Annotated in this window: 12 protein-coding genes; 5 read left to right on the top strand and 7 right to left on the bottom strand. The window is 71.2% G+C overall.

Translation table 11 applies throughout. The features are described 5' to 3' along the window. Positions 1 to 30: 30 nt before the first annotated feature. From AC07DA_RS24260 to AC07DA_RS24240, 5 genes are all read right to left on the bottom strand, one after another. A complete protein-coding gene (locus AC07DA_RS24260; RefSeq protein WP_479130298.1) occupies positions 31 to 1,014 on the bottom strand; it encodes a PAC2 family protein in 984 nt (327 codons plus the stop codon). Positions 1,015 to 1,321: 307 nt separating this feature from the next. Beyond that, complete coding sequence (locus AC07DA_RS24255; protein WP_479130297.1) at positions 1,322 to 2,938, bottom strand: glycerol-3-phosphate dehydrogenase/oxidase; 1,617 nt, start codon at positions 2,936 to 2,938, stop codon at positions 1,322 to 1,324. A gap of 7 nt (positions 2,939 to 2,945) precedes the next feature. Beyond that, complete coding sequence (gene glpK / locus AC07DA_RS24250) at positions 2,946 to 4,484, bottom strand: glycerol kinase GlpK (protein WP_479130296.1); 1,539 nt, start codon at positions 4,482 to 4,484, stop codon at positions 2,946 to 2,948. Positions 4,485 to 4,564: 80 nt separating this feature from the next. Next, positions 4,565 to 5,359 carry an MIP/aquaporin family protein gene (locus AC07DA_RS24245; protein WP_479130295.1) on the bottom strand — a complete coding sequence of 265 codons (795 nt, stop codon included), beginning with the start codon at positions 5,357 to 5,359 and terminating at the stop codon, positions 4,565 to 4,567. A 273-nt stretch (positions 5,360 to 5,632) separates the two neighbouring features. After that, positions 5,633 to 6,397: an IclR family transcriptional regulator gene (locus AC07DA_RS24240; RefSeq protein WP_479130294.1), complete on the bottom strand. Its 765-nt coding sequence runs from the start codon at positions 6,395 to 6,397 to the stop codon at positions 5,633 to 5,635. 318 nt (positions 6,398 to 6,715) lie between these two features. Between AC07DA_RS24240 and metH the strand changes: the two genes are divergently transcribed. The 4 genes from metH (at position 6,716) to AC07DA_RS24220 (ending at position 14,810) form a co-directional block, all read left to right on the top strand. After that, positions 6,716 to 10,231 (top strand): methionine synthase, encoded by a 3,516-nt coding sequence (metH, locus tag AC07DA_RS24235; protein ID WP_479130293.1) that lies wholly within the window; start codon positions 6,716 to 6,718, stop codon positions 10,229 to 10,231. A 171-nt stretch (positions 10,232 to 10,402) separates the two neighbouring features. Continuing rightward, the gene (locus tag AC07DA_RS24230; protein ID WP_479130291.1) at positions 10,403 to 11,104 is read left to right on the top strand and encodes an HAD family hydrolase; all 702 of its coding nucleotides are present in this window, start codon (positions 10,403 to 10,405) and stop codon (positions 11,102 to 11,104) included. 409 nt (positions 11,105 to 11,513) lie between these two features. Then, the gene (locus AC07DA_RS24225) at positions 11,514 to 13,118 is read left to right on the top strand and encodes an ABC transporter substrate-binding protein (RefSeq protein WP_479130290.1); all 1,605 of its coding nucleotides are present in this window, start codon (positions 11,514 to 11,516) and stop codon (positions 13,116 to 13,118) included. Positions 13,119 to 13,226: 108 nt separating this feature from the next. Beyond that, positions 13,227 to 14,810, top strand: coding sequence for an ABC transporter substrate-binding protein (locus tag AC07DA_RS24220; protein WP_479130289.1), 1,584 nt, complete (start codon positions 13,227 to 13,229; stop codon positions 14,808 to 14,810). An 80-nt stretch (positions 14,811 to 14,890) separates the two neighbouring features. Here the strand turns inward: AC07DA_RS24220 and AC07DA_RS24215 are convergent, their stop codons facing one another. Then, positions 14,891 to 15,562: a response regulator gene (locus AC07DA_RS24215; protein WP_030606450.1), complete on the bottom strand. Its 672-nt coding sequence runs from the start codon at positions 15,560 to 15,562 to the stop codon at positions 14,891 to 14,893. A gap of 54 nt (positions 15,563 to 15,616) precedes the next feature. Continuing rightward, complete coding sequence (locus AC07DA_RS24210) at positions 15,617 to 16,627, bottom strand: RecB family exonuclease (protein ID WP_479130288.1); 1,011 nt, start codon at positions 16,625 to 16,627, stop codon at positions 15,617 to 15,619. 724 nt (positions 16,628 to 17,351) lie between these two features. Between AC07DA_RS24210 and AC07DA_RS24205 the strand changes: the two genes are divergently transcribed. Next, on the top strand, positions 17,352 to 19,067 hold the full coding sequence (locus tag AC07DA_RS24205) for a site-2 protease family protein (protein ID WP_479130287.1): 1,716 nt from the start codon (positions 17,352 to 17,354) through the stop codon (positions 19,065 to 19,067). Positions 19,068 to 19,086 lie beyond the last annotated feature (19 nt).

Raw genomic sequence — 19,086 nt, 5'->3', positions numbered from 1 at the left:
CGGCCGGGAGACGCCCCTTCGCGCTGATGCTCAGTCCTCCGACGAGTCCTCGTCGTCCGTGCCCGGCTTGGGCGGCTTCGGCGGGCGCGTGCGGCCGCTGGGGTTGTCCCGCAGGTACGACGTGCCGTCGCTGCCGTCCGCCGTCGCGTGCCCGCCGGCGGCGGGCGGTCCGCCGCCGTCCCGGCGCCGCAGGTAGCGCTCGAACTCGCGGGCGATCGCCTCGCCCGACGCCTCCGGCAGCTCCGCGGTGTCCCGGGCCTCCTCCAGCGACTGGACGTACTCGGCGACCTCGCTGTCCTCCGCGGCCAGCTGGTCCACGCCGACCTGCCAGGCGCGCGCGTCCTCGGGCAGCTCGCCCAGCGGGATGCGCACGTCGATCAGGTCCTCCAGACGGTTCAGCAGGGCCAGCGTGGCCTTCGGGTTGGGCGGCTGCGACACGTAGTGCGGCACCGCCGCCCACAGCGACACCGCCGGCACGCCCGCGTGGGTGCACGCCTCCTGCAGGACACCGACGATGCCCGTGGGGCCCTCGTACTTGGTCTCCTCCAGGTCCATGCGCCGGGCCAGGTCCGGGTCGGACGTCGTCCCGCTGATCGGCACCGGACGGGTGTGCGGGGTGTCGCCGAGCAGGGCGCCCAGGACGACGACCAGCTCCACGCCGAGTTCGTGTGCGAAGCCGAGCAGTTCGTTGCAGAACGAACGCCACCGCATGGACGGCTCGATCCCCCGGACCAGCACGAGGTCGCGGGGCTTCTCACCGCCGACCCGGACCACGGACAACCTTGTCGTCGGCCACGTGATCTTGCGGACGCCCGCCTCCATGAAGACCGTGGGGCGGTTGACCTGGAAGTCGTAGTAGTCCTCGGCGTCCAGCGCCGCGAAGACCTCGCCCTTCCACTCCCTGTCCAGGTGCGCGACCGCGGTGGAGGCGGCGTCGCCGGCATCGTTCCAGCCCTCGAACGCGGCCACCATGACCGGGTCGATCAGCTCGGGAACCCCCTCGAGCTCGATCACCCAGTGCCTCCTTCCGACGTGCCCTCGCCTGACCCCCCAACTTTACGGCGTGCCAAGGGGGCGCCCGCAGCCCCCTCGCAGGGGGAGTGCCCCCATCACTGCCCCGTGATCCACCGGGGAACACACCGGATTCCTCCGAGCGGTGCGTGAGGCCCTGGTACGGCGGGGAGCGCGGTCGCGGCGCGGCGCGACCATGCCGGGTCCGCGCCCGGTCCGCTTGACCCGGCAGCCCGCCCGGGAACACGGAAGGGGCGGCTCCGTCGGCGCGGAGCCGCCCCTTGCCGGAACGGGTTTTCCCCGGGTGGTCCTACTTCTTGTCGAGCAGGTCCTGCACCTTGGCACGCACCTCGTCCGTGGCCAGGCCGCGGATGGTCAGCGTGGTCCGGCGGCGCAGCACGTCGTCCTGCGTCTCGGCCCACTCGTGGTCCCGGGCCCAGACGACCTGGGCCCAGATCTCCGGGGCGTCGGGGTGGACGCGCTCGGCGAGCTCCGGGTTCTCGTTGGCCAGCCGGGCGATGTCGAAGGCCAGCGAACCGTAGTGCGTGGCCAGGTGCCGGGCGGTGTCCGCCGCCATGCGCGGGCCGGGCGCCGGGCGGTCGGTCAGCAGCCGGTGGGCGACCGCCCGCGGGTTGGCGATGCCCGGCAGCGGCAGCTTCTTCGGCAGCGAGCTGATCGGCTCGAAGTCGTCGCCGAGCGGGTGGCCCGGCAGCGTCTCCAGCTTCTTCATGATCGTCCGGCCGATGTGGCGGAAGGTGGTCCACTTGCCGCCCGCGACGGACAGCATGCCGCCCCGGCCCTCGGTGACGACCGTCTCGCGCTTGGCCTTGGCGGTGTCGCCGGGGCCGCCCGGCAGCACCCGCAGGCCGGCGAAGGAGTACGTGATGAGGTCGCGGCTGAGCTGCTGGTCGCGGACCGAGAAGGCGGCCTCGTCGAGGATCTGGGTTATGTCCTGCTCGGTGACCGCGACGTCCGCCGGGTCGCCCTCGTACACCTCGTCGGTGGTGCCGAGCAGCAGCATGTCCTCCCAGGGGAGGGCGAAGGTGATGCGGTACTTGTCGATCGGGGTGGCGAGCGCGGCCTTCCAGGGGGAGGTGCGCTTCAGGACCAGGTGCGCGCCCTTCGACAGGCGGATGGACGGCGCCGCGTTCGGGTTCTCCATCCGGCGCAGGTGGTCGACCCACGGGCCGGTCGCGTTCAGCACCAGCCGGGCGTCGACGCCGAACTCGTCGCCGGACAGGCGGTCCTTCAGCTCGGCGCCGGTGACCCGGCCCTGGGTGAAGCGCAGGCCGGTGACCTCGGCGTGGTTGAGGACGACCGCGCCCGCCTCGACGGCGGCGCGGACCGTCATCAGGGCCATGCGGGCGTCGTTCATCTGGTCGTCGCCGTACACGGCCACGGCCTTCAGGTTCTCGGTGCGCAGCTCCGGCACGTCCTGCGCGGCCTTGGCGGGGGAGAGCAGGTGCCCGACGCCGTCGCCGAACGCGGACAGCGCGGAGTACGCGAAGACGCCCGCGCCGAGCTTCGCCGCGCCGTGCGGCCCGCCCTTGTACACGGGGAGGTAGAACGTGAGCGGGTTCGCGAGGTGGGGCGCCACCTGGCGGGAGACCGCACGGCGCTCGAAGTGGTTCTCCGCCACCAGCTTCACCGCGCCGGTCTGCAGGTACCGCAGGCCGCCGTGGAGCAGCTTGGAGGAGGCGGAGGACGTGGCGCCGGCGAAGTCGCCGGCGTCCACCAGAGCCACCCTGAGGCCGGACTGCGCGGCGTGCCAGGCGGTGGAGATGCCCAGGATGCCGCCGCCGATCACGAGAAGGTCGTACGACGCCTTGGAAAGCTGCTCCCTGGTCTCGGCCCGGCTCGGGTTCGAGCCGGAGGCCGGGTGCGTCCCCAGGGCAGGCACGGACTGCAGGGTGGACTTGGTGGTCATGCTGTTCTTACTCCTCGTCCTCGAGCCAGCCCATGGTCCGCTCGACGGCCTTGAGCCAGTTCTTGTACTCACGGGCGCGGGTCTCCGCGTCCATGCGGGGGGTCCACTCGGCGGCCCGCCGCCAGTTGGCGCGCAGGTCGTCGGTGCTGTTCCAGAAGCCGACGGCGAGACCGGCGGCGTAGGCGGCGCCGAGGCAGGTGGTCTCGGCGACCATCGGGCGCACGACGGGGGCGTCCACGAAGTCGGCCAGGGTCTGCATCAGCAAGTTGTTGGAGGTCATGCCGCCGTCGACCTTCAGGGCGGTCAGCTCGACGCCGGAGTCCTTCGTCATGGCGTCGGCGATCTCCCGCGTCTGCCAGGCGGTGGCCTCCAGGACGGCACGCGCGAGGTGCGCCTTGGTGACGTACCGGGTCAGGCCGGCGATCACACCGCGGGCGTCGGAGCGCCAGTACGGGGCGAACAGGCCGGAGAAGGCCGGCACGAAGTAGGCGCCGCCGTTGTCCTCGACGGACAGGGCGAGGGTCTCGATCTCGGCGGCGGTGGAGATCAGGCCCATCTGGTCGCGCATCCACTGCACCAGCGAGCCGGTGACGGCGATCGAGCCCTCCAGGGCGTAGACCGTGTCCTGGTCGCCGATCTTGTAACCGACGGTGGTCAGCAGGCCGCTGTAGGAGTTGATGATCTTCTCGCCGGTGTTCATCACCATGAACGTGCCGGTGCCGTAGGTCGACTTGGTCTCGCCCTCGGCGAAGCAGGTCTGGCCGAACAGGGCCGCCTGCTGGTCGCCGAGCGCCGAGGCGACCGGGATGCCGCCGAGCAGCTCACCCAGCTTGCCGCCGGTGATCTCGCCGTAGACCTCGGCGGAGGAGCGGATCTCGGGCAGGATCTGCTTCGGGACGCCGATCGACTCGCAGATCCTGTCGTCCCACTGCATGGTGTGCAGGTTCATCAGCATGGTGCGCGAGGCGTTGGTGACGTCCGTGACGTGCTTGCCGCCGTCGACGCCACCGGTCAGGTTCCAGATGACCCAAGTGTCCATCGTGCCGAAGAGGATGTCGCCCGCTTCGGCGCGCTCCTTCAGGCCGTCGACGTTGTCGAGCAGCCAGCGGGCCTTGGGGCCGGCGAAGTAGGAGGCCAGCGGCAGGCCCGTCTCGCGGCGGAAGCGGTCCTGGCCGACGTTGCGGCCGAGCTCGCGGCAGAGGGCGTCGGTGCGGGTGTCCTGCCAGACGATGGCGTTGTGGACGGGCTCGCCGGTGTTCCTGTCCCACAGCACGGTCGTCTCGCGCTGGTTGGTGATGCCGATGGCCTTGATGTCGTCGCGGGTGATGCCGGCCTTCTCGACGGCGCCGGCGACGACCTCCTGGACGTTCGTCCAGATCTCGGTGGCGTTGTGCTCGACCCAGCCCGGCTTCGGGAAGATCTGCTCGTGCTCCTTCTGGTCCACGGCGACGATGCGGCCGTCCCGGTCGAAGACGATGCAGCGGGACGAGGTGGTGCCCTGGTCGATGGCGGCGATGAAGGGGCCGGCGGTGTGCGCGTCGGTCACTGTGTGCTCCTGGTCATTCCGGGTTCTAGGGGCTTTACGTACGGCGCTTGCTGGAAGTTTCGCGTGAGGAAGACGGTCCCTTACGCGAACGCGACGTTGTAGATGCCTGCCGCGATGGCGCCGCCGATCAGCGGACCCACCACGGGGACCCAGGCGTAGCCCCAGTCGGAGCCGCCCTTGTTGGGCAGCGGCAGCAGGGCGTGCACGATGCGCGGTCCGAGGTCACGGGCCGGGTTGATCGCGTACCCCGTCGGGCCGCCGAGGGAGAGGCCGATGGAGACCACCACGAGCGCGGTGATCAGGGCCCCGAGGGTGCCCAGGCCGTTGCCCTTGTCGTTCAGGCCCTGGGTGAGCACCGCGAGCACCAGCACGATCGTGCCGATGATCTCCGTGGCGACGTTCTGCCAGGCGACCCGGACCTCGGGGCCGGTGGAGAAGACGCCCAGCACCGGGCCGGCGCCCTGTTCCTGGGCCTCGACGGCCTTGACCGCCGTGTCCTGCGCACCCGGACCGCCGACGATCTCGCGGTCGGTGAGGTGGGCGTGGAACTGCCCGTAGTAGGCGATCCAGACCAGGGCCGCGCCGATCATGGCGCCGAGGAGCTGTCCGGCCCAGTAGACCGGGACGTTCTTCCAGTCGCCGTCCTTGAGGGCGATGGCGAGGGTGACGGCCGGGTTCAGATGGGCGCCGGAGAGGGGCGCCGTGGTGTAGACCGCCGTGAGCACCGCGAAGCCCCACCCGAAGGTGATGGCGAGCCAGCCGGCGTTACGTGCCTTGGAAGCCTTCAGCGTGACGGCGGCGCAGACGCCGCCGCCGAGGAGGATGAGTATGGCGGTACCGATGGTCTCGCCGATGAAGATGTCGGAGCTGGACACCCGCGACTCCTTTGTCCTACGTCCAGGGAAGTTCGATACCGGCCTGGCGTTGTCACACTCTAGCGCGTATTGCCGGTAGCTGTTCGACAATGTCGACCGATGGACGGGAGTCTTGCTTCGGCGTTACGAGCACGTCAAGAGCTGTGTAGTCGAAAACACGATCGTTATTGATCGCCGAGTGTCCGTGGATCTTCGTGCAGGTGGGGCGGGGCGTGCGCCGGGGCATGCCGGGGGCCGGGACGCCGCGCGGCGCCCCGGTCCCGTGGTGTGGTGTCAGAACCGCCCCGCGCCCAGGTCCCGCGAGACCGCGCGGGCGCAGTCCCGGACGGCCGCGATGAGCTCGGGACGCAGCTCCCCGTCGCGGCACAGCCGCTCCACGGCGCCGGTGATGCCGACCGAGCCGACCGGCATCCGCCGCCGGTCGTGGATGGGGGCGGCGAGCGAGGCGACGCCTTCCCAGGTCTCCTCCACGTCCGCCGCGTACCCCCGCGCGCGCGTGACGTCGAGGATGTGCTCGAACTCCTCCGGCTCGCACACCGTCCGGTCCGTGAACGCCTTGCGGTCGGCCTCCAGGGCCTCGCTGTGCGCCACCGGGTCGTAGGCGGACAGCACCTTGCCCAGGGCCGTGGAGTGCAGCGGCTGCATGGCCCCGATCTCCAGGACCTGCCGGCTGTCGTCGGGCCGGAACACGTGGTGCACGATCAGCACGCCCTGCTGGTGCAGGACGCCCAGGTAGACGCTCTCGCCGCTGGAGCGGGCCAGGTCGTCGGTCCACACCAGGGCGCGCGCCCGCAGCTCGTGGACGTCGAGGTAGGTGGTGCCCAGGCGCAGCAGCTCCGCGCCCAGCTGGTAGCGCCCGGAGGCGTCGTCCTGCTCGACGAAGCCCTCCTGCTGCAGGGTGCGCAGGATGCCGTGGGCGGTGCCCTTGGCCAGGCCCAGCGACGAGGCGATGTCCGACAGGCCGAGCCGCCGCTCGCCACCCGCCAGCAGCCGCAGCATCGCGGCCGCTCGCTCGAGCGACTGGATGTTCCGTGCCATCGCCGTACTGCCTCCGTCCCCTTCGACCGCCGACAAGCGGGGCCCACAGCCCTCGTTCGGCAATGTCGAACACTACCGGTCCTTGCCGACCTCTCGCTAATGGCGGGTCACCATTTGTTGCGCCGTTCCCGCCCGAGGCGTCACCGGTCCGCCGCCCGGGCGGCCGTGACGAAGCCGGCGGAGTCCGCCCCGTGGACGCGCTGCCCATCCAAGCCCACTCCCGGTTACGCTGGCGCCGTGCGCCCGTCCCCGGATGCCCTGCCGGACGTCCGGGAAGCCGCATAGCCGACAGCCGTCGCACCCGAGGGAGCCCTTTACATGGCCTCGTTGCCGCCGACCCCTTCCACTGACAGCCGGACCCGCGTGTCCGCCCTCCGAGAGGCCCTGGCCAGCCGTGTGGTCGTGGCCGACGGCGCCATGGGCACCATGCTCCAGGCGCAGGACCCCACGCTGGAGGACTTCGAGAATCTCGAGGGCTGCAACGAGATCCTCAACCTGACCCGCCCCGACATCGTCCGCTCCGTCCACGACGCGTACTTCGCCGTCGGCGTCGACTGCGTCGAGACCAACACCTTCGGCGCCAACCACTCGGCCATGGCCGAGTACGAGATCTCCGAGCGGATCCACGAGCTGTCCGAGGCCGGCGCCCGCATCGCCCGCGAGGCGGCCGACGAGTACGCCGCCCGGGACGGCCGTCCCCGCTGGGTCCTGGGCTCCATCGGCCCCGGCACCAAGCTGCCCACGCTGGGCCACATCACCTACGGCACGATCCGCGACGGCTACCAGGCCAACGCCGAGGGCCTGCTCGCCGGCGGCGCGGACGCGCTGATCGTGGAGACCACGCAGGACCTCCTGCAGACCAAGGCCTCCGTCCTCGGCGCCCGCCGGGCCATGGAGGCCACCGGCGTCGAGGTGCCCCTGCTGTGTTCGATGGCCTTCGAGACCACCGGCACCATGCTGCTCGGCTCCGAGATCGGCGCGGCCCTGACCGCGCTGGAGCCCCTCGGCATCGACATGATCGGCCTGAACTGCTCCACCGGCCCCGCCGAGATGACCGAGCACCTGCGCTACCTCACGCGCCACTCGCGCATCCCGCTGCTGTGCATGCCCAACGCGGGCCTGCCGATCCTCACCAAGGACGGCGCCCACTTCCCGCTCGACCCCGAGGGCCTGGCCGACGCCCAGCAGAACTTCGTCCAGGACTACGGCCTCTCCCTCGTCGGCGGCTGCTGCGGCACCACCCCCGAGCACCTGCGCCAACTGGTCGAGCGGGTCCGGGACGTCACCCCGGCCGAGCGCGACCCGCAGCCCGAGCCGGGCGCCGCCTCCCTCTACCAGTCGGTGCCCTTCCGGCAGGACACCTCCTACCTGGCCATCGGCGAGCGGACCAACGCCAACGGCTCGAAGAAGTTCCGCGAGGCCATGCTGGAGGGCCGCTGGGACGACTGCGTGGAGATGGCCCGCGAGCAGATCCGCGAAGGCGCGCACATGCTCGACCTGTGCGTCGACTACGTGGGCCGCGACGGCGTCGCCGACATGGAGGAACTGGCCGGCCGCTTCGCCACCGCCTCCACGCTGCCGATCGTGCTGGACTCCACCGAGGTCGACGTCATCCGGGCCGGCCTGGAGAAGCTCGGCGGCCGCGCGGTGATCAACTCGGTGAACTACGAGGACGGCGACGGCCCCGACTCCCGCTTCGCCAAGGTCACCCAGCTCGCCAAGGAGCACGGCGCCGCCCTCATCGCGCTCACCATCGACGAGGAGGGCCAGGCCCGCACCGCCGAGAAGAAGGTCGAGATCGCCGAACGGCTCATCGACGACCTCACCGGCAACTGGGGCATCCACGAGGAGGACATCCTCGTCGACTGCCTGACCTTCACCATCTGCACCGGTCAGGAGGAGTCCCGCAAGGACGGCATCGCCACCATCGAGGGCATCCGCGAGCTGAAGCGGCGCCACCCGAAGGTGCAGACCACGCTCGGCCTGTCCAACATCTCCTTCGGCCTCAACCCGGCCGCCCGCATCCTGCTGAACTCGGTCTTCCTCGACGAGTGCGTCAAGGCGGGCCTGGACTCGGCGATCGTGCACGCCTCGAAGATCCTGCCGATCGCCCGGTTCAGCGAGGAGGAGGTCCGCACCGCCCTGGACCTCATCTACGACCGCCGCGCCGAGGGCTACGACCCGCTGCAGAAGCTGATGCAGCTCTTCGAGGGAGCCACCGCCAAGTCCCTCAAGGCCGGCAAGGCCGAGGAGCTGGCCGCCCTGCCGCTGGACGAGCGCCTGCAGCGCCGCATCATCGACGGCGAGCGCAACGGCCTCGAAGCCGACCTCGACGAGGCCCTCCGGGAGCGGCCCGCGCTCGACATCGTCAACCAGACCCTGCTGGAGGGCATGAAGGTCGTCGGCGAGCTGTTCGGCTCCGGCCAGATGCAGCTGCCGTTCGTCCTGCAGTCCGCCGAGGTGATGAAGGCGGCCGTCGCCCACCTCGAACCGCACATGGAGAAGACCGACGAGGCCGGCAAGGGCACCATCGTGCTCGCCACCGTGCGCGGCGACGTGCACGACATCGGCAAGAACCTCGTCGACATCATCCTGACCAACAACGGCTACAACGTCGTCAACCTGGGCATCAAGCAGCCCGTCTCCGCGATCCTGGACGCCGCCGAGGAGCACAAGGCCGACGTCATCGGCATGTCCGGTCTCCTGGTGAAGTCCACCGTGATCATGAAGGAGAACCTGGAGGAGCTGAACAGCCGCGGCCTGGCCGCCCGCTTCCCGGTCATCCTCGGCGGCGCCGCCCTCACCCGCGCCTACGTCGAGCAGGACCTGCACGAGCTCTACGAGGGCGAGGTCCGCTACGCCCGCGACGCCTTCGAGGGACTGCGCCTGATGGACGCCCTCATCGGCGTCAAGCGCGGGGTGCCCGGCGCGAAGCTGCCCGAGCTGAAGCAGCGCCGGGTCCGGGCCACCGCCCCGGCCGCCGTGGAGGAGCGCCCCGAGGAGGGGCACGTCCGCTCCGACGTCGCCACCGACAACCCCGTCCCGAAGCCCCCCTTCACCGGCACCCGGGTCATCAAGGGCATCCAGCTCAAGGAGTACGCGAGCTGGCTCGACGAGGGCGCCCTGTTCAAGGGCCAGTGGGGTCTGAAGCAGGCCCGCACCGGTGAGGGCCCGACCTACGAGGAGCTCGTCGAGAGCGAGGGCAGGCCCCGGCTGCGCGGTCTGCTGGACAGGGTCCAGACGGAGAACCTGCTGGAGGCGGCCGTGGTCTACGGCTACTTCCCGTGCGTCTCCAAGGACGACGACCTGATCATCCTGGACGAGCAGGGCAACGAGCGGACCCGCTTCACCTTCCCGCGCCAGCGCCGCGGCCGGCGGCTGTGCCTGGCCGACTTCTTCCGCCCGGAGGAGTCCGGCGAGACCGACGTCGTCGGCCTGCAGGTCGTCACCGTCGGCTCGCGCATCGGCGAGGAGACCGCGCGGCTGTTCGAGGCCAACGCCTACCGCGACTACCTCGAACTGCACGGCCTGTCCGTGCAGCTGGCCGAGGCGCTCGCCGAGTACTGGCACGCCCGGGTGCGCTCCGAGCTCGGCTTCGCCGGGGAGGACCCGGAGGAGATGCAGGGCATGTTCGAGCTCAAGTACCGCGGCGCCCGCTTCTCCCTCGGCTACGGCGCCTGCCCCAACCTGGAGGACCGCGCCAAGATCGCCGACCTGCTCCAGCCGGAGCGCATCGGCGTCCACCTGTCCGAGGAGTTCCAGCTGCACCCGGAGCAGTCCACGGACGCCATCGTGATCCACCACCCCGAGGCGAAGTACTTCAACGCCCGCTGACCCGGCCCGCCGGGCACACGCGGTCACCGCCCCCGGCGTACGCACCGTGTGCCCGGGGGCACAGCGGTCAAACGAGGCGCTTCCGTCGGACACGACGTAGACTGGTCGGTCCACTGCAGGCCGGTTCCCCTCCCGGGAGCCGGCCTGATCGTCCCTCAAGGAGGTAGGTGGATGACCAGTACGGTCCCCGCGCTCGGTACCCGGACGGCCGAAGGGTCGGCCCTCCAGGCCGTGCTGCTCGACATGGACGGCACCCTGGTGGACACGGAGGGCTTCTGGTGGGACGTCGAGGTCGAGGTCTTCGCCTCCCTCGGCCACACGCTCGACGAGTCCTGGCGCCATGTCGTGGTCGGCGGCCCCATGACCCGCAGCGCGGGCTTCCTGATCGAGGCGACCGGCGCCGACATCAGCCTCGACGAACTCACGGTCCTGCTCAACGACGGCTTCGAGGAGCGCATCGGCCGCGCCTTGCCGCTGATGCCGGGCGCCGGCCGGCTGCTGGCCGAGCTGTACGAGTACGAGATCCCCACGGCCCTCGTCTCCGCCTCGCACCGGCGCATCATCGACCGGGTGCTCGACTCCCTCGGCGCGCACCACTTCCGCCTCACGGTCGCCGGTGACGAGGTGCCGCGCACCAAGCCGCATCCCGAGCCGTACCTGGCCGCCGCGGCCGGACTCGGTGCGGACCCGGCCCGCTGCGTCGTCATCGAGGACACCTCCACCGGCGTCGCCGCCGCCGAGGCCGCCGGCTGCCGGGTCGTGGCCGTGCCCTCCGTCGCCCCGATCCAGCCGGCCCTGCGGCGCACGGTCGTCGGCTCGCTCGAAGAGGTCGACCTGACATTTCTGCACGGTCTGATGACGGAAATGCGCTAGCCGTTCACCCAGCGTGCAGCGGGGATAGGGCGGTAATTCCGCAGGTGAATTCGAACTCCTCCGGATGACCGAATTCCCGTACGCTCGAACCCGTTTACGCGTGTGACGTTCCCCACGTGGTGCGGGGTCGACACCGGATCCGGCGTGTGCTGCGAACCCCCTCCGGGGGGCCGTCGGCGTGCCCTTGTGTCCCGATTGATGGAACGCTGTACCAAAGCTTCCGCTGTCGGGTTTTCGGTGCGTCCACGCCCGGTTCCGCAGCGTGATGGGTGCTCAACTCCGGTGGCTGCGAAGCTTCCTGCCGGGCCGGACTAATCTCGTCGCGAGAACATCGCCCCACCCCCGTGATCCGCTGCGCCACCCCTGCATGCCGGGTACACGGAGTCGACAGCTCTGGAGAAACTCGAGCATGAACCGCAAGACTTTGGTGCTGCCGGCCGTGGTCGGCCTGCTCGCTCCGGTGCTCGCCGCCTGCGGCGGTTCCGGCAGTGGGAGCGGCGACAGCGACGCGATCGTCGTCGGCACCACGGACCGGTTCACCGCCTCGAAGGAGGCGCCCGCGCCCCTCGACCCGGCGTACGCCTACGACGTCGGCACCTGGAACGTCCTGCGCCAGACGGTGCAGACGCTGATGATCCAGCCGCGCGGCGAGGGCGAGCCGGTGCCCGAGGCCGCCGAGCGCTGCGGCTTCACGGACACCGGCAACGAGCGCTACGCCTGCACCCTGCGCGACGGCCTGAAGTTCGCCAACGGCGACCCGGTCACCGCGGCCGACGTGAAGTACTCCATCGACCGCGCCCTCTCCCTCAAGGCCGACAGCGGTGTCTTCGCCCTGCTGTCCACCATCGACACCGTCGAGACGCAGGGCGACCGCGAAGTCATCTTCCACCTCAAGACGGCCGACGCGACCTTCCCGTACAAGCTGTCGACCCCGGTCGCGGGCATCGTCGACCCCGACGACTACCCGAAGAACAAGCTGCGCGACGGCTTCGAGCTCGAGGGATCGGGTCCGTACACCCTCAAGGCCGTCGTCGAGAACGACGAGATGGTCCGCGCCGAGTTCACCAAGAACCCCGACTACAAGGGGACGCTCAAGGTGAACAACGACAAGGTCGACATGGTCTCCTTCAAGGACGCCGGCGCCATGGGCGAGGCGCTGGAGAAGGGCGACATCGACCTGATGACCCGCGCCATGTCGCCGGACCAGATCCGCGAGCTCTCCGGCGACGCGGACACCGACGTCGACCTCGTCGAGATGCCCGGCCTGGAGATCCGCTACCTGGGCTTCAACACCGACGCCCCGACCGTCAAGTCCAAGGCCGTGCGCCAGGCGATGGCCCAGATCGTCAACCGCAGCGAGCTGATCTCCAAGGTCTACGGCTCCCAGGCCGAGCCGCTGTACTCGCTGGTCCCGGCCAGCGTCACCGGCCACTCCAACTCGTTCTTCAACAAGTACGGCGACCCGAGCGTCACCAAGGCCCGCTCGCTGCTCAACCAGGCGAACGTCACCACCCCGGTGAAGCTGACCCTGCACTACACGACCGACCACTACGGCCCCGCCACCAAGAAGGAGTTCGAGGTCCTGCGCGACCAGCTGAACTCCAGCGGGCTGTTCGAGGTCGACATCAAGGGCACCCCGTGGGACACCTTCCGCCCGGCCGAGAAGAAGGGCGAGTACGACGTCTACGGCATGGGCTGGTTCCCCGACTTCCCGGACGCCGACAACTTCCTCGCGCCGTTCCTCGACAAGGACAACACCCTCGGCTCGCCCTACGACAACAGCCGTATCCGCAACACCCTGATCCCCGAGTCCCGCCGTGAGGCGGACCGCCTGTCCGCCTCCACCAGCCTGACGGACATTCAGGACATCGTCGCCAGTGACGTGCCGGTGCTGCCGCTGTGGCAGGGCAAGCAGTACGTCGCCGCGCGCGACGACATCACGGGCACCGCCTACGCCCTCAACTCCTCCTCGACGCTCCAGCTGTGGGAGCTCGGGCGAGGCGTGAGCGGCTGACGTACCCGATGGATCCCCGGGGCCTGTGACCGCGGCCCCCGGGGAACCGTGCCCCGGAGCCGGGGACAGGCTCCGGGCGTTCTCGAGAACCGACGACAAGGCACACACGTGAACATACGCAACCAGTGGCCGGTCCTGCCCATCGTGGCCGGACTCGCTTCCGGACTGCTGACCGGCTGTGGCACGGAGAGCGGAGACTCCGCGGGGGACGGCTCCAACGTGGTGGTGGGGATGTCCGACGACGTCCTGGCCACCGACCCGGCCTCCGGCTACGACCCCGGATCCTGGCTGTTGTTCAACAACGTCTTCCAGTCGCTGCTCAGCTTCCCCAAGGGCGCCACGGAACCCCAGCCCGAGGCCGCCGAGACCTGCGCCTTCACCGACCCGCAGACCACGGTCTACAAGTGCACGCTGAAGGACGGGCTGAAGTTCAGCAACGGTGACGAACTCACCTCGAAGGACGTCAAGTTCTCCTTCGACCGCATGCTGAAGATCAACGACCCCGACGGGCCCGCGATCATGTTCCCCACGCTGGACAAGGTCGAGACGCCGGACGAGAAGACGGTGGTCTTCCGGCTCAACACGGCCGACGCCACCTTCCCCAGCAAGATCGCCTCGGGTGCCGGGTCCATCGTCGACCACCGCTCGTACGACGCGGACGGGCTGCGCGAGGACGGCCAGGCGGTCGGCTCCGGCCCCTACAAGCTCGACTCGTTCGGCAAGGACCAGGCCGTCTTCTCCGTCAACGAGAACTACAAGGGCACCGCCAAGGTCAAGAACACCGGCGTGACCCTGAAGTTCTTCGACGGCGACCAGACCGCCCTGAAGCAGGCCATCCAGAACGAGGAAGTCGACATCGCCTACCGCGGTCTGACCGCGAGCGACATCGCCGACATGGAGAAGGCCGACGACGGCACTGGCGCCGAGGTCGTCGAGGGCAGCAGCGCCGAGGTCCAGCACCTGGTGTTCAACATGGACCACCCGGTCACCGGAAAGCTCGGCGTCCGCAAGGCCATCGCCCACCTGCTCGACCGCGAAGCCCTCATCCGGGACGTCTACCAGGGCACCGCGACCCCGCTCTACTCGATCATCCCGGCCGGCATCGCGGGGCACAACACGGCCTTCTTCGACACGTACGGCGCCCGGCCCTCCAAGGCCAAGGCGGCCGACGCGCTGCGCGAGGACGGCATCACCGGCAAGGTGAAGCTGACCCTCTGGTCGACCCCGTCCCGCTACGGCCCCGCCACCGACCAGGAGCTGAACGCCATCGCCGGCCAGCTCAACGCCAGCGGCCTGTTCGACGCCGACGTCAAGTCGGTGCCCTTCGGCCAGTACGAGAAGGACATCGCGGCCGGCAAGTACGGCGTGTACGTCAAGGGCTGGGTGCCCGACTACCCGGACGCCGACAACTTCACGGCCCCCTTCTTCGGCAAGGGCAACGTGCTGAACAACAACTACGACAACAGCACCATCACCGGCTCCCTCATCCCGCGCACCGCCTCCCTCACCAACCGGGCGGCCACGGACAAGGAGTTCGGCGAGCTGCAGGACATCGTCGCCGACGAGCTGCCCGTCCTGCCGGTGTGGCAGGCCAAGCAGTACGCGGTCGTCCGTGACGGCGTCTACGGCCTGGAGTACTGCCTCGACGCGTCGACCGTGTTCCGCTTCTGGGAGCTGAGCAAGGACGCCTGACGCACGGGCGTGAAGAGGGCGCCCCCTGCCGAGCAGGGGGCGCCCTCTTCGTGTGCGCGCGAGCACGCGTGCAGTGCGGCCTACTGCGCTCCCGGGCGCACCAGTCCGCTCTCGTACGCGTACACCGCCGCCTGCACGCGGTCCCGCAGCCCGAGCTTGGTGAGCACATGCCCCACGTGCGTCTTGACGGTCGTCTCGCTGACGAACAGGTCGGCGGCGATCTCCGCGTTGGACAGCCCGCGCGCCACCAGCTTCAGCACCTCGACCTCGCGGTCGGTGAGCGTGTGCAGCGTGTCCGGCACCGGCTCGTCGCCCGACGGCAGGTGCGTGGCGTACTTGTCGAGCAGCCGGCGCGTGATGCTCGGCGCGAGCATCGCCTCGCCCGCGGCCACCACCCGGATCGCCTGCACCAGCTCGTTGGCCGGGGCGTCCTTCAGCAGGAAGCCGCTGGCCCCCGCGCGCAGCGCCTCCACCACGTACTCGTCCAGGTCGAAGGTGGTCAGCACCAGGACCTTCGCCGGACCGTCGCGCCCGGGGCCGGTGATCTGCCGGGTCGCCTCCACACCGTCCATGCGCGGCATGCGGATGTCCATCAGCACCACGTCGGGCTGCAGGGCCCGGACCTGGTCGAGCGCCTGGAGGCCGTCCCCGGCCTCGCCGACGACCGCGAGGTCCTGCTCGGCCTCCAGGATCATCCGGAAGCCCGTACGCAGCAGCGGCTGGTCGTCGACCAATAGGACGCGGATGGCCACGTGAGTCTCCTTCGCTAGTCCGGCCCCATTCTGCCCTGCGCGGGCCCGCCGGACTCAGCCGCCCTCACCGGCGGCGACCACGCCCGACCGGGGGGCGGGCCCCGGATGACCGCCGCTGTCCGCCGCCCGCACCGGCAGCGGGTACGGCGGGGGAGTGCCGCCGAACTCCGGGCAGTGGGCCTGGTGGTCGCACCAGCCGCACAGCTTCGTCGGGCGGGGCCGCCAGTCACCCGTCTCCGTCGCCAGCCGGATCGCCTCCCACAGCGCAAGCAGCTTGCGCTCGACCCGCTCCAGATCGGAGAGGACCGGGTCGTACGTCAGCACCTCGCCGCTGCCGAGGTACACCAGCTGCAGCCGGCGCGGCACCACGTTCTTCAGCCGCCAGACGACCAGGGCGTAGAACTTCATCTGGAACAGGGCGCCCTCGGCGTACTCGGGCCGGGGGGCCTTGCCCGTCTTGTAGTCGACGATCCGGACCTCGCCGGTGGGAGCCACGTCGACCCGGTCGATGATGCCGCGCAGGCGCAGCCCCGAGTCCAGCTCCGCTTCGACGAAGAGCTCCCGCTCGGCCGGCTCCAGCCGGCTGGGGTCCTCCAGGGTGAACCAGCGCTCGACGAGCCGCTCCGCCTCGCCCAGCCAGCGTGCCAGCCGCTCGCCCTCGGGGTCGTCGGCGAACAGCTCCCCGACCTCCGGCCGGGTCTCCCGCAGCCGGTCCCACTGGCCGGGGATCAGCGACTTCGCCCGGGGCGCCGTACGCTCCGCCGCCGGGGCGTCGAAGAGACGCTCCAGAACCGCGTGCACCAGCGTGCCGCGGGTGGCCGCCTCGCTGGGCTTCTCCGGGAGCCGGTCGATGACCCGGAAGCGGTACAGCAGCGGGCACTGCATGAAGTCACTCGCGCGCGAGGGGGACAGCGAGGCGGGCGCTATGGCGGCGGGCCCCGTCACGAGGTCGCTCACGGCGGCCGTCTCCGCCGCCGCCTCCGCCACCGCCTGGACGGCCGTGTCCTCCGCCGCCGGGGCAGGCCCGCTGCCGGGCCGTACCGCGCCCTCGCTGCTCGTCTCCATGCACCAGACCATACGGCCCAGCACTGACAGTGACCCAAGCGCGTTCGTGGGGGAAGCCGGGAGGGGACGTCGATGTACGGAGAACACAGGGGTGCCGGGGCGGAACGCGCCTCGGCGGACGCATACCATCAACTCGAGACCCTCCCGTCCGTCAGGCACGGGAGACGCTTCGAACGAGGGGACACCGGTGGAGGAGAGCGGCGGGCGCGGGCAGCCGCGGTCCGGTAACGACGAGTCGGCCGAGCACCACGCCGGGCCCCCGGCCCGGCCCACCGGTCCGGCCTCCGCCGACGCACGCCCCACCGAGGAACGTCACCTGCGCCCCGACCCCGGGGCCTCGGTCCCGACGACCACCCCGCCCCCCGAACCGGCCACCCCGGAACCCGGTACGGCCGAGCCGGATGCCTCAACGACGAGCGCACAGGACGCGGGCTCGCCCGTGGGGGATGCCCCGACGGCGAGCGCTCCGGATGCGGGCTCGCTCGTGAAGGATGCCCGGACGGCGAGTGCTGCCGACGCCGGCTCGCATGAGGCGGATGGCCCGGCGGTGGCGGGTGCGGAGCCCGGCCGGGCTGTGGCGGATGCTTCGATGTCGAGTGCTACGGATGCGGGTTCCGCGGCGGCGGGTGCCCCGGTCGCGGGCGTTTCGCAGCCCGGCTCGTCCGGGGCGAATGACTCGACGGCGGTGGGTGCGGAGCCCGGCCGGGCTGTGGCGGATGCCTCGATGTCGAGCGCTTCGGACGCGGGCTCGGCCGCGGCGGACGCTCCGGACTCCCCGGACTCCGGCCCGACTGGGACGGATGCCGCGACGGCGGGTTCTCCGGAGCCCACCGGCGCCGCAGCCCACGGCTCCTCCTCCTCCACTCCTGCCTACGGCGAGGCCGAAGCGCAGCGCGACGGCAGCCGCTCTCCCGGCGGAAGGCGCACCGCAGACGGTGGCGGTCAGCCCGACGGGGACGCCCACCCGGACCGCGCCTACGCCGGCGACCCCCGCACCGGCTCCGCGACCACCGGGCCGGAGGCCGACCCGCGTCAGGCCGGTGCCACCAACACCCGGCCGGAGGCCGAGCGTCCGCACGCCGCGTCCGCCGCCGAGCGGCCCGGGGCGGATCCTCGTCAGCAGGCCCCGGCCCCGTCCGGCCACCGCCCGGAGCCACCCGCCACAGCCCCAGGGCCGCCGTCGGACCGCGGCCCCGGAACCCCGGCCGCACCCGACACCCCTCCCACCCCCGGCCCTCGCCCCCTCGCGCACTCCGCCGACGGCAAGGGCCCCGCCCCCCAGCGACCGGAGCCTAGGGGCGGGCTGCTCATGGGGCGGCCCTTCGGGGTGCCCGTGTACGTCGCGCCCAGCTGGTTCCTGGTCGCCGCCCTCATCACCTGGGTGTTCGGCGGCCAGCTGGAGCGCGTGCTGCCCGAGCTCGGTGCCGCCCGCTACCTGGTCTCACTCTTCTTCGCCGTGGCCTTCTACGCCTCCGTGCTGGTCCACGAACTGGCCCACACGGTCGCCGCCCTCCGCTTCAAGCTCCCGGTCCGCCGCATCCAGCTCCAGTTCTTCGGCGGCGTCTCCGAGATCGAGAAGGAGGCCGAGACCCCCGGCCGCGAGTTCGTGCTGGCCTTCGTCGGCCCGCTGCTCTCCCTCGTCCTGGCCGGCCTCTTCTACGCCGCCCTGCAGACCGTGGACCCGGGCACCGTCCCCGGCGTGCTGCTGGCCGGCCTGATGATCTCCAACCTGATCGTCGCCGCGTTCAACCTGCTGCCCGGCCTGCCCCTGGACGGCGGCCGCATGCTCCGCGCGGTCGTCTGGAAGCTCACCGGCAAACCCATGAGCGGCACCGTCGCCGCCGCCTGGGTCGGCCGGGCCCTCGCCGTCTCCGTCCTCATCGGCCTGCCGCTGCTCACCCAGTCCGGCGCCCTCGGCTCCGACGCCGTGGACAACGTCGGCATGGACACCGTCCTGGACGCGCTGCTCGCCGCCATCCTCGCCGCGATCATCTGGACCGGCGCCGGCAACAGCCTGCGCATGGCCCGCCTGCGCGAGCACCTGCCCGAGCTGCGCGCCCGCACGCTCACCCGCCGCGCGGTCCCCGTCGAGGGCGACACCCCGCTCTCCGAGGCGCTGCGCCGCGCCAACGCCGCGGGAGCCCGCGCCCTGGTCGTCGTCGACGCCGACGGCCGGCCCCTCTCCCTCGTCCGCGAGGCCGCCATCGTCGGCGTACCGGAACACCGCCGCCCCTGGGTCGCCGTCAGCGGCCTCGCCCAGGAACTCACGGACGGCATGCGCGTCTCGGCCGAGCTGTCCGGCGAGGAACTCCTCGACGCCCTGCGCGCCACCCCCGCCACCGAGTACCTGGTGGTGGAGGAGACCGGCGAGATCTACGGCGTGCTGTCGGCGGCCGACGTGGAGCGCGCCTTCGTCAAGGCGATGGCCAGGCCCTCCTAGCGGCCGCCCGGTGACCGCC

It is taken from the genome of Streptomyces sp. NPDC044921, assembly GCF_056432865.1.
This window is presented reverse-complemented; position numbering and strand designations above follow the sequence as displayed.

Excerpts from the sequence above, each read along its gene's own strand:
- AC07DA_RS24210 (WP_479130288.1), bottom strand. The coding sequence starts at position 16,627 with ATGGAGACGAGCAGCGAGGGCGCGGTACGGCCCGGCAGCGGGCCTGCC.
- AC07DA_RS24205 (WP_479130287.1), top strand. The coding sequence starts at position 17,352 with ATGTCGAGCGCTTCGGACGCGGGCTCGGCCGCGGCGGACGCTCCGGAC.
- AC07DA_RS24255 (WP_479130297.1), bottom strand. The coding sequence starts at position 2,938 with ATGACCACCAAGTCCACCCTGCAGTCCGTGCCTGCCCTGGGGACGCAC.
- AC07DA_RS24240 (WP_479130294.1), bottom strand. The coding sequence starts at position 6,397 with ATGGCACGGAACATCCAGTCGCTCGAGCGAGCGGCCGCGATGCTGCGG.
- AC07DA_RS24225 (WP_479130290.1), top strand. The coding sequence starts at position 11,514 with ATGAACCGCAAGACTTTGGTGCTGCCGGCCGTGGTCGGCCTGCTCGCT.
- AC07DA_RS24230 (WP_479130291.1), top strand. The coding sequence starts at position 10,403 with ATGACCAGTACGGTCCCCGCGCTCGGTACCCGGACGGCCGAAGGGTCG.
- metH (WP_479130293.1), top strand. The coding sequence starts at position 6,716 with ATGGCCTCGTTGCCGCCGACCCCTTCCACTGACAGCCGGACCCGCGTG.